The sequence below is a fragment of the Halalkalibacter akibai JCM 9157 genome (assembly GCF_000513135.1).
Classification (GTDB): Bacteria; Bacillota; Bacilli; order Bacillales; family Bacillaceae_D; genus Halalkalibacter; species Halalkalibacter akibai.
Map to the genome: position 1 here is coordinate 1 of NZ_BAUV01000027.1, position 15,236 is coordinate 15,236.

Below are 15,236 nucleotides of genomic sequence, written 5' to 3' on the forward strand. Positions count from 1 at the left end.
ATGTCGAGATAGGAAACTGTTCCTATGTTTTTTGTAGTACTAGGACTAGAGAGAATATAGAACTATAAAAGGTAAATAACATCAAGTTGATTCGACACAATATAGGAACAATCGACAATACTCAACTTAACCATTATGGTGAATAATAAGATTAGTGAAAACTAACCAAAGCAACGAAAGAAAATGAACAGAAAACATTGTCGATCTTTGTCAATATAAGTAAATTAACAACAAAAACGCAGTAAAATGCGACAAAAGTCTACATTTTTCTATAGTTCTATACTCTTGATTCATTAATTCCAAAAAACGGAGTTAGACTTTTGTCGTTACTTTTATTACAATTCTGTTAGACACTTTGAAAAACTATGTGAAAATAACGATGAATGCAGAAAATGTCGAAAAGAAGTATTTTGTCGGAAGGTGATTGGAATGGATCTTTTTGGTAGTTCGAGTTTTAAAGCAATTGAAAGAGGATTAGAAGGAGCGCAATTAAGACAGAAAGCTATCTCGCAAAATATTGCAAATGTAGATACACCTAACTACAAAGCTAAACAAGTTAGCTTTAAACATACATTTCAAAATGAAATGAACAATCAAACAATTCGAGCTCACAAAACAAGTGATGGGCATATTGATTTTGGAACAAGAAAGTCATCACCGAGTATTGAGATAAACCGATCTACTATGTACAACCATAATAATAATAATGTTGATATTGACTTGGAAATGGCAGAGTTAGCCAAAAACCAAATCTATTATAATGCTTTAATTGATCGCTTGAATGGTAGATTTACAAGCCTGCAAACTGTTATTAAAGGAGGGAGATAACAAATGACGATATTCCATGGATTTAACATTAGTGCCTCAAGCTTAACATCGCAACGATTACGAATGGATGTAATTTCAGCCAATATGGCTAATGCGGAAACAACTAGAGGAACAATGGTAAATGGAGAGTGGCAACCTTATCGAAGAAAAATGGTTGTCATGCAGCCGAATGAGAAGCAGTCATTTGCACCTTTCTTAAATAAAGCCATGTCTGGCGATCAAGTAGGAGCTGGTGTAAAAGTTTCAGGTATCATTGATGACCGTACTCCTTTTAAACTTGTTTACAATCCAGAACATCCCGATGCAAATGATCAAGGTTATGTTCAAATGCCAAATGTAGATCCGCTAAGAGAGATGGTTGACCTTATGAGTGCAACAAGGTCGTATGAGGCAAATGTGACGACCCTTAATGCATCTAAAAATATGTTGTTAAAAGCACTTGAAATTGGGCGTTAGGAGACAGGTAAATGAATATCACAACGGTGTCACCATTTTTAGTTAATAATCAAGCCATTGTCCAAAATAAACCTAAAATTACACCAGGTGAAGCTCAGGCTAGTTTTAAAACGGCTTTAAGTAACGCCATTAAAGATGTTAATGAGTTGCAAAATGTATCTGCAGTTAAAACGGAATTGCTTGCAAAAGGTGAAATAGATAATTTGCATGATGTGATGATCACAGGGCAAAAAGCTAGTATTACATTACAAGCCACTGTAGAAGTGAGAAACAAGGTTATAGAAGCTTACCAAGAAATAATGAGGATGCAAGTATAAAAGCCTACATGAGTTTAGGCTTTTCTTCTTGTGAATGACGTGGTTGCTAAGGGGAGGTCACATGAACGAGAAACTAATTAATTATAGAGAGAGATTTACAGAGTATTGGACAGGGCGTACAGGGAAGCAAAAAGGAATTCTTGTTGGTTCCATAATGGCCATCATTCTTTTAATTATTCTCGTAACTTTGATGGGGACAAAGACGAATTATGCTACCCTTTATAGCAATTTAACTTTACAAGAAACAGGTCAAGTTAAAGAAACTTTAGATTCAAGAGGGATTCCATCAGAAATTACGAATAACGGAACCGCGATTCAAGTACCGACAGCTCTTGTAGATTCATTAAAGGTGGAGTTAGCTGCTGAGGGCTTGCCTAAGAGCGGAAGTATAGATTATAGCTTCTTCCAAGAACAAATGGGCTTTGGAATGACGGATAATGAGTTTTCAGTTATTGAACGAGCAGCTATGCAAACAGAGCTAGCTAGTTTAATTCGAAATATAAATGGGGTTAATCATGCAAATGTCATGATTACTTTACCTGAGGAAAGTGTTTGGTTAAGTGCAACTAAAGAAGCTTCTACAGCTGCGGTCGTGTTGGATTTAGCGCCTGGTTATCAACTAGAACAGTCACAAGTAAAAGCGTTGTTCCATTTGGTTTCAAAGAGTGTACCTAATCTTCCTATTGAAAATATCGTCATTTCAGATCAGATGTTTAATGATTATCTTTATGAAAATGGAAATACATTTGATTCAACTTTGTCAGTATATGAACAACAAAGAGCCATTCAACGTGATATTGAACGTGATCTAACAAGAAATCTTCAACAAATGCTAGGTACAGTAGTTGGACGAGATAAAGTTCTAGTCTCGGTTTCAACTGATATTGATTTTACACAAGAAAATCGTACAGAAGCTTTGGTTGAGCCAGTAGACCCTGAAAATATGGAAGGGATCGCAGTTAGTATTGAAAGAATCACTGAAACTTATAGTGGTGAAGGAACAATTGATGGTGGAGTTGTTGGTGTTGGGGAAGAAATTCCTAACTTTCCTGGTGCTGTCGGTCAAGGCCCTACAGAATGGGAAAAAACCGAGGATCGAATTAACAATGAAGTGAATCGAATCAATCGGGATATTGTAGAAAGTCCTTATAAAATTCGTGACTTAGGGATTCAGGTAATGGTTGAGCCTCCAGATGGAATGGAAGAACTTCCACAGGAACGTCTTGATGATATCCAGCAAATTTTAGGAACGATCGTTCGCACAAGTATCTCTGGCGTATATGCCAATGAACTTACTCCTGAATTAATAAATGAGAAGATATTTGTCTCTTCCCAACCATTTGAAGGGAAAGTTGTTATGGATCAACAGCCAATTCAAGCAATCCCAATGTGGATGTATATTGTTGGTGGAGTATTGGTCGTTGTAATCTTACTTCTATTATTCTTACTTCTTAGAAAGAGAAAAGAAGATGCAAAAGAAGAGGTATTTACGGAAGAGGTAAATTATGAGCTTCCTAATTTACCTGACGAAGACACAGGATTATCTGCTACAAAACGAAAGCAATTAGAAAAGATGGCAAAAGAAAAGCCAGAAGACTTTTCTAAGTTACTACGTACATGGTTATCTGAAGACTAGGGGGAATGTTGTATGGCAACAGCAACAAATAAAGGAATAACTGGTAAACAAAAAGCGGCTATTCTCCTCATCTCTCTTGGACCTGATGTCTCAGCTCAAGTATACAAACACTTGTCTGAAGAAGAAATTGAACAACTAACGTTAGAAATCGCCAATGTTCGTAAGGTTGACAGTGGGATGAAGGAGGAAATATTAGAGCAGTTTCATTCATTAGTTTTAGCACAGGATTATATCGCACAAGGCGGTATTGGTTATGCCAAGAGTATCCTTGAAAAAGCATTAGGTGAAGAAAATGCTATGACTATTATTAATCGTCTAACATCAACGTTGCAAGTAAGGCCGTTTGATTTTGCACGTAAAGCGGACCCTTCACAAATTTTAAATTTTATTCAAAATGAACATCCACAAACAATTGCACTTATCTTATCTTATTTAGAGTCAGTTCAAGCCGGACAAATCTTATCTGAACTACCTCAGGAAGTTCAAGCAGACGTAGCTAAAAGAATTGCTCTAATGGATAGTACATCGCCTGAGATTGTGAGTGAAGTCGAGTCTATTCTTGAACAGAAACTATCTTCAACGGTAACTCAGGATTATACAGCTGCTGGTGGAATTGAATCTGTAGTTGAGGTTCTAAACAGTGTTGACCGTAGTACAGAACGAACCATTTTAGATGCACTTGAAATTCAAGACCCAGAACTTGCAGAAGAAATTAAAAAGCGGATGTTTGTATTTGAGGATATCGTTACTCTTGATAATCGTTCAATTCAGCGCGTGATTAGAGATGTTGAGAATGAAGATCTACAATTATCACTGAAAGTAGCTAGCGAAGAAGTGAAGGAAATTGTCTTTAATAATATGTCACAACGAATGGCAGAGACATTTAAAGATGAAATGGAATTCATGGGGCCTGTTAGGTTGAGAGATGTCGAGGAAGCACAATCAAGAATTGTTGCTGTAATAAGACGTTTAGAAGAAGCTGGTGAAATTGTGATTGCTCGTGGTGGAGGAGACGATATCATTGTCTAAAATAATTAAATCTTTATACTCCCCTTCTGATCATAAAGAGAGTAAGCAAATTTTGATCAAAAACCTATTTGAAGAAGGCATCTACAATAAAAAAGACTCAGTGGGTAATCGGTCGACAGATGAAGACGAGCAGGTAGATCATTTTGAAGAAATAAAAGCAATGGAAGAACAGTTAGAAGAGGCACAAGCAAGAGCTGAGCAATTAATAGCTGAAGCGAATGATCAAGCTAGAGCTATTCTTGAGCAGGCTGAACTTGAACGTCAACAATCATTGTTAGAGATTGAACAATTAAAGCAAGAAGCGTTAGAACAGGGATACCAAGAAGGTTTTGAGACAGGCCAACAAGAGGGGTTTCAGTCATACTCAGTTTTAATTGAACAAGCACAAGGAATCGTTGCTCATTCAGAACAAGAGTTTGAAAAAACGGTTGACTCTGCCCAACCTGTTATCGTAGAACTGGCAACAGCACTTGCAAAACGAATGTTAGACCTTCAATTTAGCGAGATGCCCGAAATTTGGTCTGCATTACTAAAGCAGGTAATGTCAGAGGTTAGAGAGCATGAAAATGTTAGAATCTATGTTCACCCTGACTGGTTTGAAAGAACTTCGCATCAAAAAGAAGAATTAGAACAATTACTAAGTCATACTGAGAACTTATTTATCTATCCAGATGCTGGCTTGATGAAAAATGGTTGTGTAATAGAGTCCAAGTACGGAAGAATTGAAGCTACTGTAGATAAACAGCTTGAAGAACTTAAGCTACAACTGCTTGAAAAATTAAAGGAGGGAGAACATGAACGCAGAGGCTCTTATTAATTCTGTTCCCACATTATCTCCTTATAAATGGTACGGCAAAGTAACTCGTGTTGTTGGCTTAACGATTGAATCTAAAGGTCCGCAAGCATCAATCGGTGATTTGTGTTATATCATTGTCGGTAAAACGAAACAAGCAAAGATTAAAGCTGAAGTAGTGGGATTTCGGGATGAAAATGTACTTTTAATGCCTCTTGACGGTACGATGGAAATCTCACCGGGAAGTTTAGTAGAGGCTACAGGGAAGCCTTTAGAAGTTAAAGTAGGATCCGGACTAATTGGTTGTGTTATTGATGGTTGTGGTGAGTTGATGACTAATGATCAATTACCAAAAGGGTTAACGTCTTTCCCAACGGACAATGTACCACCAAATCCATTATCAAGGCCTCGCATTCATGAGAAAATGTCTCTTGGAGTAAGGGCGATAGATTCTTTATTTACTGTAGGGAAAGGTCAACGAATTGGAATTTTTGCTGGTAGTGGAGTGGGAAAAAGTACGCTTCTCTCTATGCTTGTGAAAAATTCTGCTGCTGATGTTAACGTAATAGCTCTAATAGGTGAACGCGGACGAGAAGTAAAGGATTTTATTGAGAGAGACCTTGGTGAAGAAGGGTTACGTAAAACGGTTTTAGTCGTCGCCACTTCGGATCAACCAGCTTTAATGAGAATAAAAGGAGCGATGACTGCAACTGCAGTGGCTGAATATTTTCGCAATCAAGGACTTCATGTCAATTTAATGATGGACTCTGTTACTCGTTTTGCAATGGCACAAAGAGAAATTGGGTTAGCAATCGGAGAACCGCCAACATCAAAAGGTTACACGCCTTCTGTGTTTGCGATGTTACCTAAATTGTTAGAACGATCTGGAACAGATAAAATCGGCTCAATTACGGCCTTTTACACGGTTTTAGTAGATGGTGATGATATGAACGAGCCAATTGCTGATGCGGTTCGAGGTATTTTAGACGGACACTTAGTTTTAGATCGAAAACTAGCTAATAAAGGTCAGTTTCCGGCAATTAATGTCTTAAAAAGTGTTAGTCGTGTTATGGCTGATATTGCCGATGAAAGACATAGAAAGGTAGCTGACAAAGTTCGGAATTTGCTCTCCATTTATGATGAAAACGAAGATCTAATCAATATTGGTGCTTATAAAAGAGGAGCATCGCGAGAAATAGATGAGGCCATTCAAATGTACCCGCAAATTATTTCCTTCTTAAAACAAGCAACAGATGAATCAATCACACTTGATCAATCTGTTTTAAGGTTAATTGAAGAGTTTGGAAGAGGTGACCAATAAGATGTCATTTCAATTTACGTTGCAAAAAGTATTGCAATACAGGGAACGTGAAAAAAACACAGTGCAAGCAAAATACCAAGAAGCGGTTGATCAATTTGAAGTAGTGGCAACCCAATTGTATGAATTACTTAAACGTAAGGAAGATATAGAAAAGCAAGCACGTGAACAAGTATCTTCAGGTACGTCCATTTATTCATTACAACAAAGTCAAATGAAGTTATTACGTTTACAACATGAAATACAAGTGAAGCAACGTGCTACACAGGTAGCAAGAGAGAACATGCATGTTAAAGAACAAGATTTCATTTCAAAATCTATTGAAGTAAAGAAGTATGAAAAAATGAAAGAAATTAAACATGAACAATATAAAGCAGAAGAAAAACGATTGGAACTCTTGCAAATGGATGAATTATCAATACGTTTATTTGCAAACCGTTAAGGTAAGGTGAATGTCATGAGCGAAAATGAAAAATCACATGGGAAACTACAATGGTTTCTGTTAGTCATCTGTATACCAGTTATTTTTGCCATTATTTTATTTAGTGTTATTCTTTCATTTCTTGGTATTAACGTTATTGATAAAGCGAAAGAGTATGGTACATCCATTCCAGTTGTTTCCTCACTCGTGTCCGAAACAGCAGTGGAGACAGAAGAAGTAGATTTGGAGTTTTTGGATGCGACGATCCAACAACAACAAGTAGAAATTGAGAGGCTACAATCTAATCTTTCAAGACGTGAGGAAGAAATAGCTGTGCTAAAAAACGAGCTCGCTCAAGTTGACCATAAAACGTCGATTGAAGAAGAAATACATGCACAGGAAACTCAAGATCTAAAAGATATCGCCAAAACGTATGAATCCATGTCTACTAAAAATGCAGCTAGTATTATTTCTCAACTATCAATTGAAGATGCTTTATTACATCTTTCACAAGTTTCAATAGAAGTAAGGGCAGGGATTTTATCTAAGATGGATAGTGAATTAGCAGCTGATTTAATGACAAGGTTAGCCAATCAATAAGTTGAAATAGAACTGAAGGGAGGTGAAATGATGAATGGCGTGCAAGCATTGGCCTTATTAGGGAATCATTCAAAAACTAATTTAAAAATCGAAAGTACCTCTTCAAATTCGTCCTCAAGTGCTTCGTCTTTTACTAGCATTCTTGAGCAGATGGTTTCTGGTTCGAATGTAAATCCAAGTTCTATAAAAGGAGCAACAGAGAAGGAACAAGAGCTAGAACTTCAGATAGACTTGGCTTCTCTGAACCTAAGTGAGATGGCCATGTTAGAAGAGAACGAAGATATACTGGAAATGTTGGCTTTATTACCAGAAGAAGTTCAGAATGATTTATTTGAATTTTTAAAAGGTGATTTAAGCGAAGCGAGTTTCATTGAATTAGCAGAAGGCCAGCAAGCATTATTGATGTTAGTACATTCAATTTTGATGCCATACCAACAGACTGCAGATAAATCGAAACCAACTAATATGGCAACTTTTGTTCAAAGAAATATTGGAATTGATGTGAACAATTTTGAAACAATGGATGATCAATTAACCGAATTGAAGATGTTGCTGGAGCAGAAAAAAGCAGCTGGCGATTCATTCGTGGATATTTTCCAGAAAAAAGATGCCACCAACACAATAAAGTTACCAGTTTTTCAGGAACAACCAATGCCAATGGGGACACAAGGCTAAATATTAGCTCAACTGGTTATGAATTAGGTCAACCGATGACAAAGGCTGAACAAGCTGTTATTCATATAGGAGACCGGTTACCGAAAGAAGTACAGCAACAACAATTTATAAGGCAGTTTCAAACGTTAATGCAACGTAGTGTTTTTGCACAGAGTGTCGAAGGGATTAATACACTATCTATTAAACTATTTCCAGCTCATTTAGGACGGTTGGACATCCAACTAACACAAATGGATGGTGTCATTACAGCAAAGATTTTAACTGGTAGTGCAACGACTAGGGAGTTGATTGAAGCTCAAATCTCTCAATTGAGACAAGCATTCATTCAACAACAAATTCATGTTGAAAAGATTGAAATAGCTCATCAGTTGGACCAGGAAAAAAATGATCAATCAGATAAAAAACAAAAAGAAAATGAATCTTCACAGGATGAACAGGAACAGGAATTGACTTCTTTTGAAGACCTTCTAAGTGAAGCATCATTTAACGAACAGATATAGGTGATAAAATGACAAATATTCATGAAAGCCTTAGGTTAAATCAACAACCTAAACCCATTCAAAATGGGGCGCAAGGAATTTTAGGGAAAGATGATTTCTTGAAGATCCTAATAACGCAACTTCAAAATCAAGATCCATCCAATCCAATGGATGATCGAGAATTCATTGCGCAAATGGCTCAATTTTCATCTCTTGAACAAATGACTAACATGAATCAGGCTATTCAAAAATTTGTCTCTATGCAATCAAGCCAAAGTTTAGTTCAACATAGTGAACTAATAGGCAAAAAAGTACAGTGGCAACGAGATGTGCTATAGACGAGTACCGCTCTAGAACAGAGCATGTCGATAATGTTGTTAAATCAGTCAAGCTTGAAAAAGATGGCCAGATTAGAGTGCAATTAGACGATGGTCGATGGATTAGCAATGAACAGATTGTTCAAGTTAGTAAAGTTGATGACAAGTAAAAAATAACCAGGCATAAACGGAAGGATGTGGTTGGAATGGATCCAAGGATCTCTACCCACTTGATACAATCGCTTCCGAAACCTATTCAAAAAAGTGTAAATCAATCAAATAAAACGTCTTTTAATGACTATCTTAAAAATGAAATTCAAAGTCGAGCGCAACTAAAGGTAAGTAAACATGCTGAACATCGCATGAGTACAAGAGGCATCGAAATTTCCGATGAAAAATGGTTGATCATTCAAGAAAAGGTGAAAGAAGCAAAACAAAAAGGAGTCACAGACTCGCTCGTAATAACAGATAATGCGGCTCTAGTTGTGAGTGCTAAAAATGATACGGTTGTTACTGTGTTAAATCGTGAAGAAGCTCAAGCACAAATTTTTACGAACATAAATGGAACTATACTAATTGATTAAAGACTGGACCCGGTTTGGGAGGTCTTTAAGCTGTGGACTGATTGAAGCAGCTTTTATTTTGAGGAGGATAAAGTAATGTTACGTTCAATGTATTCAGGTATATCAGGCATGCAAAACATGCAAATTAAATTAGATACAATAGGTAACAATATTGCCAATGTCAATACATTTGGATTTAAAAAAGGTCGTACAACTTTTAAAGACATGGTAAGCCAACAAATGGCTGGTGCTACTGGTCCTGGGCAAAACCTTGGAGGAGTCAATGCTAGACAAGTTGGACTTGGGATGCAATTAGCTTCTATTGATACCATTCATACTCAAGGAAGTTTACAAAACACAAACAGAGAATTAGATCTAGGGATTTCGGGTGACGGTTATTTTGTTGTAGGTACGACTAATGGAGCAGGTACTCCAACGGGCGTAGGTGATTTATCATTTACACGTGCTGGGAATTTCTATTTGGACCAAGAAGGTTTCATCGTTAACTCAGATGGTCTTTATTTAATGGGAGCAAGACCTGGTGCGGATGGAGCATTTACTGGAGTCGATGCATTTACCGTGAATGAAAATAACTTTGGACGAATCAGAATACCCTCTGACGCACAAAGTTTCAGCATCGGAGCAGATGGTAAGGTCATGTTTATTAATAATGACGGTCTACAAGTGGCTGGCCAAGTAGGTTTAGCTAAGTTCTCAAATAATGAGGGATTACAAAAAATCGGTAACAACCTTTATGCAGCGTCTGCTAACTCTGGGAATTTGCAAGGTGCGAATTTAACGCTAGGTAACTTTGAAGCACTAAATGCTTATATTTCTATTCCGCAATTTGGAGCAGCTGGAACAGGTTCGTTGGTTGCAGGAACACTTGAAATGTCAAACGTTGATCTATCTCAAGAATTTACTGAGATGATTGTTGCGCAACGTGGATTTCAAGCAAATACAAGAATTATTACAACATCTGATGAAATTCTTCAAGAGCTAGTGAATCTTAAGCGTTAATTATATTATCATATTTTAATTATTTGAGGAGGTTTGGGTTAGAGACCAGGACTCTAGCCCATTCATATATGATTGAACTCATCCGTTTAAATGGCCAACCATTCTTATTAAATGCTCTATTAATTGAACAAGTTGAAGCATTTCCCGATACAACGATTACGTTAATGAACGGGAAAAAAATAGTTGTGCTTAATGATATACAGGAAATAAAAGCAATAATTAATGATCAATATAGTGAAATAGGACTTATCGGAGTACAAAGAAAAGTGGAGGGGTCATGATTGTTTAAAAATAAACTCGTTAGAATTATGCTAATTATTCTTGTTTCACTGACGTTAGTTGGTGTTGTGGCATTCGTGCTTGTAAAAAATTATACGAACCAACCTGACCCTGACGCTCCACCAACAATCGATGAGATCATTGCGCAATCATTTGATACCCAAGAAATCACAACGAATTTACTATCCAATGATTTTGTAAGAGCTTCTTTTCGAATTCATGTTAATAATAAGGATGCACTAAGTGAAATTCAGAAAAGAGACTTTCAAGTTAATAATATTATTTTACGTGCTCTTTCTGGAAAGAGAGCAGGAGACTTAGCTGGTTCTGCAGGCATTGAAGCGTTTGAGGCAGATATAAAAGAAGAAATTAATCAACTCATGCAAGAAGGCGAAGTTCTTAGGGTATATACAACTTCATGGGTTGTGCAATAACAAGATTGTTTATTGGGATAGAGAGGTGAGGATCTTGGCTGACGTTTTATCACAGGGAGAAATAGATGCCCTGTTATCGGCTCTTTCTACTGGTGAAATGAATGCTGATGAACTCAAAAAAGAAGAAACGGAGAAAAAAATCAAAGTTTACGATTTTAAACGTGCTCTTCGTTTTTCTAAAGATCAAATCAGAAGTTTATCAAGAATACATGAAAATTTTGCGCGGTTACTTACTACTTATTTTTCGGCTCAACTTCGTACTTATGTACAAATTGCAGTCACTTCAGTAGACCAACTTCCATATGAGGAGTTTATAAGGTCTATTCCGAAAATGACAATATTAAACGTGTTTGAGCCTTATCCTCTGGATGGTCGATTGTTAATGGAGGTCAACCCTAATATCGCCTACGCGATGCTTGATCGTTTATTAGGAGGAAAGGGTATAAGTATCAATAAAGTAGAGAATTTAACTGAAATTGAAACACGGATCATGTCACAATTATTTCAGCGCACGTTAGATAGCTTCCAGGAGGCTTGGAGCTCAATTATTGAGCTAGATCCTGTTATGGAAGATTTAGAGGTTAACCCTCAATTTTTGCAGATGGTATCTCCAAATGAAACAGTGGTTGTTATTTCTTTATCAACGACCATTGCAGAAACATCTGGAATGATCAATATTTGTTTACCGCACGTTGTGTTAGAAGAAATTTTACCTAAGTTGTCTATCCATTATTGGATGCAGGAAAAGAAAAAGCAAAGACAGCCTGATGAAATAGATAAGCTTGAACAAAAAATTAGAAAAGCACCACTACTTGTACAAGCAGAACTTGGAAGATCAGAAATTACTATTCAGGAATTTCTGCATCTAGGTGTGGGAGATGTCATTGAATTAAATCAGCGAATTGACGATCCTCTGTCAATAACAGTTGGTGGGGAACATAAATTTAATGCACAACCTGGAAAAATGAAGAATCAAATTGCTGTCCAAGTGACAGAAATTGTTGAGGAGGCAGAAGATAATGAGTGATGGAATGCTTTCCCAAGATGAGATCAATGCTTTGCTAGCAGGTGTCACTGGTGGAGATGATGACGAGCAAGAAGTAAAAGAAGAAAAAGAGGTATTAAACCTTTCAGATTATATTTCTGATATTGAGCAAGATGCTCTTGGAGAAATAGGAAATATATCATTTGGAAGTGCAGCTACAGCATTATCGACTTTATTAAATCAAAAAGTGGATATCACAACACCATCACTTTCTCTTATTACAAGGCAAGATCTAGAAGGAGAATTTCCACAACCCCATGTAGCTGTTCATGTTGAATATACAGAGGGCTTTGAAGGAATGAATTTACTTGTCATTAAAACAACTGATGCTGCAATTATCGCCGATTTAATGCTTGGAGGAGATGGGATTAACCCATCATTAGATTTAAGTGAGATGCATGTAAGTGCAGTTCAGGAAGCGATGAATCAGATGATGGGATCTGCATCAACGTCAATGTCGACTATTTTTAATAAAAAAGTTGATATTTCTCCTCCAGGTATCGATTTAATGGATATTAAAAATGATCAAGGCACTTCTAATTTGCCAGCTGACAGTATTTTAGTTAATATTTCATTTCGCTTAAAAGTAGGCGATTTAATTGATTCATCTATTATGCAGCTAGTAACGGTTTCATTCGCAAAAGATTTAGTAAATGAGTTGATGAACCCAAGTGGCGTTGAAGAAGAAATTCCAACTTACGTTGAAGAACCACAGAAACTTCAAGAACAAGTAGAACAACCGATTGAAAGAAGCGTACCACAACCTAGCAACCACAACAGTATGAATGAAGTTTCCAAAGCACCGTATGAACAACGTGGTCAGCAACATTTGGGACATATGTCAACATTTAGTCAACGAGATGTTGATGTTCAACCAGCTGCTTTTTCGACATTTGATAGTCCACAGTTGAATCAAGTAGAATCTAATAATTTAAATATGTTACTCGATATTCCGCTTCAAGTAACGGTGGAGTTAGGACGTACAAAGCGTTCGATCAAGGAAATTCTTGAATTTACTCAAGGGTCAATTATTGAGTTGGATAAGCTTGCAGGAGAACCAGTAGACATATTAGTAAACCAAAAGCTAATTGCTAAAGGTGAAGTTGTTGTGATTGACGAAAACTTCGGCGTACGTGTTACCGATATTGTCAGTCAAGAAGATCGGATTCGGAATCTGAAATAGGTGGTGAAATGATTTGTCTACACGAGTGTTAATTGTTGATGATGCAGCTTTTATGAGAATGATGATTAAAGATATATTATCGAAAAATGGGTTTGATGTAGTTGGAGAAGCTAATGATGGAGCTCAAGCCGTTGAAAAATATAAGGAATTACAACCAGATCTTGTCACAATGGATATAACAATGCCAGAAAAAGACGGAATATCAGCATTAAAGGAAATTAAAGCCATTGACCCTAGTGCTAAGATAATAATGTGTTCAGCGATGGGACAGCAGGCGATGGTTATAGATGCTATCCAAGCTGGCGCGAGAGACTTTATAGTAAAACCATTCCAAGCTGATCGTGTACTAGAAGCAATAAAAAAAGCAATTACTTAAACATATAAACAAAGTGGAGGGCTAATCATCTATGCGCATGCGATTACTAATAATAGCTCTATTCTCAAGCACTTTACTAGGATTGCAGCAACCTGTAGTAGCAGATACGACAGATGAAAATCGTAGGGTATCTGAAACATTACTTGGAAATGAATCTAGAGACGAATCAGAAACAGAAGTAATTGTCGAAGAGTCTCCTAATGCTACGGATGCTAACGAATCCAATGCACCTGCTGATATCATTCCAGAGCAGAATACATTTTTAATCTTTGCCCAGATGATTAGTGCCTTGGCTCTTGTGATTGTTCTTATTTACCTGCTACTTCGTTTTGTAAATAAACGGTCACAGACTTTCAGATCATCACAAGTACTTCAAAATATCGGCGGGGTACCACTTGGGGCGAACCGTTCTGTACAACTGGTAAAAGTTGGCGATAGACTGTTGGTAGTAGGTGTTGGTGAGACGATACAGTTGCTTAGAGAAATAGAAGATAAACAGGAAATTGAAAAGTTACTTAATCAACAACAGGAACAATTTGAGCAATTTGAGCAGCCCATTACGAAAGTAGTCAAACTACTAAGCAATGTAACTGCTAAAAAAGCAAATTCAAATAATCAATCGAACGTTAACAATGGATTAAAAGCAAAAACAGAGCAAGACGATTTCAAAAAACTGCTTTCAAACCAACTAAAAGATCTTTCTAAGTCACAGAAGAAAGTACATGATGCAGTAAGGGAGCGTGAGGAATAATGTTAGATTTTCTCGTTATCTCAGCTATAACAACTCTCCCGGGAATTGACTTGGACATGTTTAATGATGAACCGGCTAATGTTGCAACAACGATTCAATTACTTCTATTACTAACCGTTCTATCTCTGGCTCCATCTATTTTAATTTTAATGACCAGTTTTACAAGAATTGTAATTGTACTATCCTTTGTGAGACAAGGATTAGCGACACAGTCTATGCCACCCAACCAGGTTCTTATAGGCTTGGCTCTTTTCCTTACTTTCTTTATTATGGCACCAATTTTTGCGGAAATTAATGAGACTGCACTCACACCTTTTATAAATGAAGAAATTGATCAAGAAGAGGCCTTTTATTTAGCTACTGTTCCGATAAAAGAGTTTATGGCTAAGCATACACGCGAAAAAGATCTGGCTTTATTTATGGGTTATGCAGGTTTAGATCGACCTGAAACACTGGATGATATCCCATTAACAGCCCTGGTGCCTGCGTTTGCTATTAGTGAGTTGAAAACAGCTTTTCAGATTGGATTTTTAATCTTTATTCCATTCTTAGTAATCGACATGATTGTAGCAAGTGTATTAATGTCTATGGGGATGATGATGCTACCTCCTGTAATGATTGCATTACCATTTAAAATATTGTTATTTGTTTTAGTGGATGGTTGGTATTTAATTGTTCAATCATTACTTCTTAGCTTTAATTAAAGGAGGGAAAGA

22 protein-coding genes are annotated in these 15,236 nt (G+C 36.8%); all 22 read left to right on the forward strand.

Features of this window, described 5'->3' with window-relative positions; all coding sequences use genetic code 11:
* Positions 1–429: 429 nt before the first annotated feature.
* Positions 430–828: a flagellar basal body rod protein FlgB gene (gene flgB / locus JCM9157_RS14315; protein ID WP_035665704.1), complete on the forward strand. Its 399-nt coding sequence runs from the start codon at positions 430–432 to the stop codon at positions 826–828.
* Positions 829–831: 3 nt separating this feature from the next.
* A complete protein-coding gene (flgC, locus tag JCM9157_RS14320) occupies positions 832–1,284 on the forward strand; it encodes a flagellar basal body rod protein FlgC (protein WP_173401259.1) in 453 nt (150 codons plus the stop codon).
* Between the two features lie 11 nt (positions 1,285–1,295).
* A complete protein-coding gene (fliE, locus tag JCM9157_RS14325) occupies positions 1,296–1,601 on the forward strand; it encodes a flagellar hook-basal body complex protein FliE (protein ID WP_035665706.1) in 306 nt (101 codons plus the stop codon).
* 61 nt (positions 1,602–1,662) lie between these two features.
* Positions 1,663–3,237: a flagellar basal-body MS-ring/collar protein FliF gene (fliF, locus tag JCM9157_RS14330; protein WP_035665708.1), complete on the forward strand. Its 1,575-nt coding sequence runs from the start codon at positions 1,663–1,665 to the stop codon at positions 3,235–3,237.
* 12 nt (positions 3,238–3,249) lie between these two features.
* Positions 3,250–4,266, forward strand: a complete 1,017-nt coding sequence (gene fliG / locus JCM9157_RS14335; RefSeq protein ID WP_035665709.1) for a flagellar motor switch protein FliG — start codon at positions 3,250–3,252, stop codon at positions 4,264–4,266.
* Positions 4,259–5,083, forward strand: a complete 825-nt coding sequence (gene fliH / locus JCM9157_RS14340) for a flagellar assembly protein FliH (RefSeq protein ID WP_035665710.1) — start codon at positions 4,259–4,261, stop codon at positions 5,081–5,083. The genes fliG and fliH overlap by 8 nt, the downstream gene beginning before the upstream one ends.
* On the forward strand, positions 5,061–6,380 hold the full coding sequence (fliI, locus tag JCM9157_RS14345; RefSeq protein ID WP_035665711.1) for a flagellar protein export ATPase FliI: 1,320 nt from the start codon (positions 5,061–5,063) through the stop codon (positions 6,378–6,380). Before fliH ends, fliI begins: the two co-directional genes overlap by 23 nt.
* 1 nt (position 6,381) lies before the next feature.
* Entirely contained in the window at positions 6,382–6,819 is a 438-nt protein-coding gene (gene fliJ / locus JCM9157_RS14350; RefSeq protein ID WP_035665712.1) for a flagellar export protein FliJ, read from the forward strand.
* A 15-nt stretch (positions 6,820–6,834) separates the two neighbouring features.
* The gene (locus tag JCM9157_RS14355; RefSeq protein WP_035665713.1) at positions 6,835–7,398 is read left to right on the forward strand and encodes a MotE family protein; all 564 of its coding nucleotides are present in this window, start codon (positions 6,835–6,837) and stop codon (positions 7,396–7,398) included.
* 30 nt (positions 7,399–7,428) lie between these two features.
* Positions 7,429–8,073, forward strand: coding sequence for a hypothetical protein (locus tag JCM9157_RS14360; protein ID WP_035665714.1), 645 nt, complete (start codon positions 7,429–7,431; stop codon positions 8,071–8,073).
* A gap of 35 nt (positions 8,074–8,108) precedes the next feature.
* Positions 8,109–8,573, forward strand: a complete 465-nt coding sequence (locus tag JCM9157_RS14365; protein WP_035665715.1) for a flagellar hook-length control protein FliK — start codon at positions 8,109–8,111, stop codon at positions 8,571–8,573.
* A gap of 8 nt (positions 8,574–8,581) precedes the next feature.
* Positions 8,582–8,890 (forward strand): flagellar hook assembly protein FlgD, encoded by a 309-nt coding sequence (flgD, locus tag JCM9157_RS14370; RefSeq protein ID WP_052013169.1) that lies wholly within the window; start codon positions 8,582–8,584, stop codon positions 8,888–8,890.
* On the forward strand, positions 8,869–9,039 hold the full coding sequence (locus JCM9157_RS25410) for a hypothetical protein (RefSeq protein ID WP_235715017.1): 171 nt from the start codon (positions 8,869–8,871) through the stop codon (positions 9,037–9,039). The genes flgD and JCM9157_RS25410 overlap by 22 nt, the downstream gene beginning before the upstream one ends.
* Positions 9,040–9,075: 36 nt before the next feature.
* Positions 9,076–9,453: a TIGR02530 family flagellar biosynthesis protein gene (locus JCM9157_RS14375; RefSeq protein WP_035665716.1), complete on the forward strand. Its 378-nt coding sequence runs from the start codon at positions 9,076–9,078 to the stop codon at positions 9,451–9,453.
* Positions 9,454–9,528: 75 nt separating this feature from the next.
* Positions 9,529–10,452 carry a flagellar basal body rod protein FlgG gene (gene flgG / locus JCM9157_RS14380; RefSeq protein ID WP_035665717.1) on the forward strand — a complete coding sequence of 308 codons (924 nt, stop codon included), beginning with the start codon at positions 9,529–9,531 and terminating at the stop codon, positions 10,450–10,452.
* Between the two features lie 68 nt (positions 10,453–10,520).
* Positions 10,521–10,733, forward strand: coding sequence for a flagellar FlbD family protein (locus tag JCM9157_RS14385; RefSeq protein WP_035665719.1), 213 nt, complete (start codon positions 10,521–10,523; stop codon positions 10,731–10,733).
* Entirely contained in the window at positions 10,734–11,165 is a 432-nt protein-coding gene (fliL, locus tag JCM9157_RS14390) for a flagellar basal body-associated protein FliL (RefSeq protein WP_035665721.1), read from the forward strand.
* Between the two features lie 34 nt (positions 11,166–11,199).
* Complete coding sequence (gene fliM / locus JCM9157_RS14395) at positions 11,200–12,192, forward strand: flagellar motor switch protein FliM (protein WP_035665722.1); 993 nt, start codon at positions 11,200–11,202, stop codon at positions 12,190–12,192.
* Positions 12,185–13,393, forward strand: a complete 1,209-nt coding sequence (gene fliY / locus JCM9157_RS14400; protein ID WP_035665724.1) for a flagellar motor switch phosphatase FliY — start codon at positions 12,185–12,187, stop codon at positions 13,391–13,393. Before fliM ends, fliY begins: the two co-directional genes overlap by 8 nt.
* Before the next feature lie 13 nt (positions 13,394–13,406).
* Positions 13,407–13,769, forward strand: a complete 363-nt coding sequence (locus tag JCM9157_RS14405) for a response regulator (RefSeq protein ID WP_035665725.1) — start codon at positions 13,407–13,409, stop codon at positions 13,767–13,769.
* Positions 13,770–13,800: 31 nt separating this feature from the next.
* Positions 13,801–14,520, forward strand: coding sequence for a flagellar biosynthetic protein FliO (fliO, locus tag JCM9157_RS14410; RefSeq protein WP_052013170.1), 720 nt, complete (start codon positions 13,801–13,803; stop codon positions 14,518–14,520).
* Positions 14,520–15,224, forward strand: a complete 705-nt coding sequence (gene fliP, locus JCM9157_RS14415; RefSeq protein WP_035665727.1) for a flagellar type III secretion system pore protein FliP — start codon at positions 14,520–14,522, stop codon at positions 15,222–15,224. The genes fliO and fliP overlap by 1 nt, the downstream gene beginning before the upstream one ends.
* Positions 15,225–15,236: the final 12 nt, after the last annotated feature.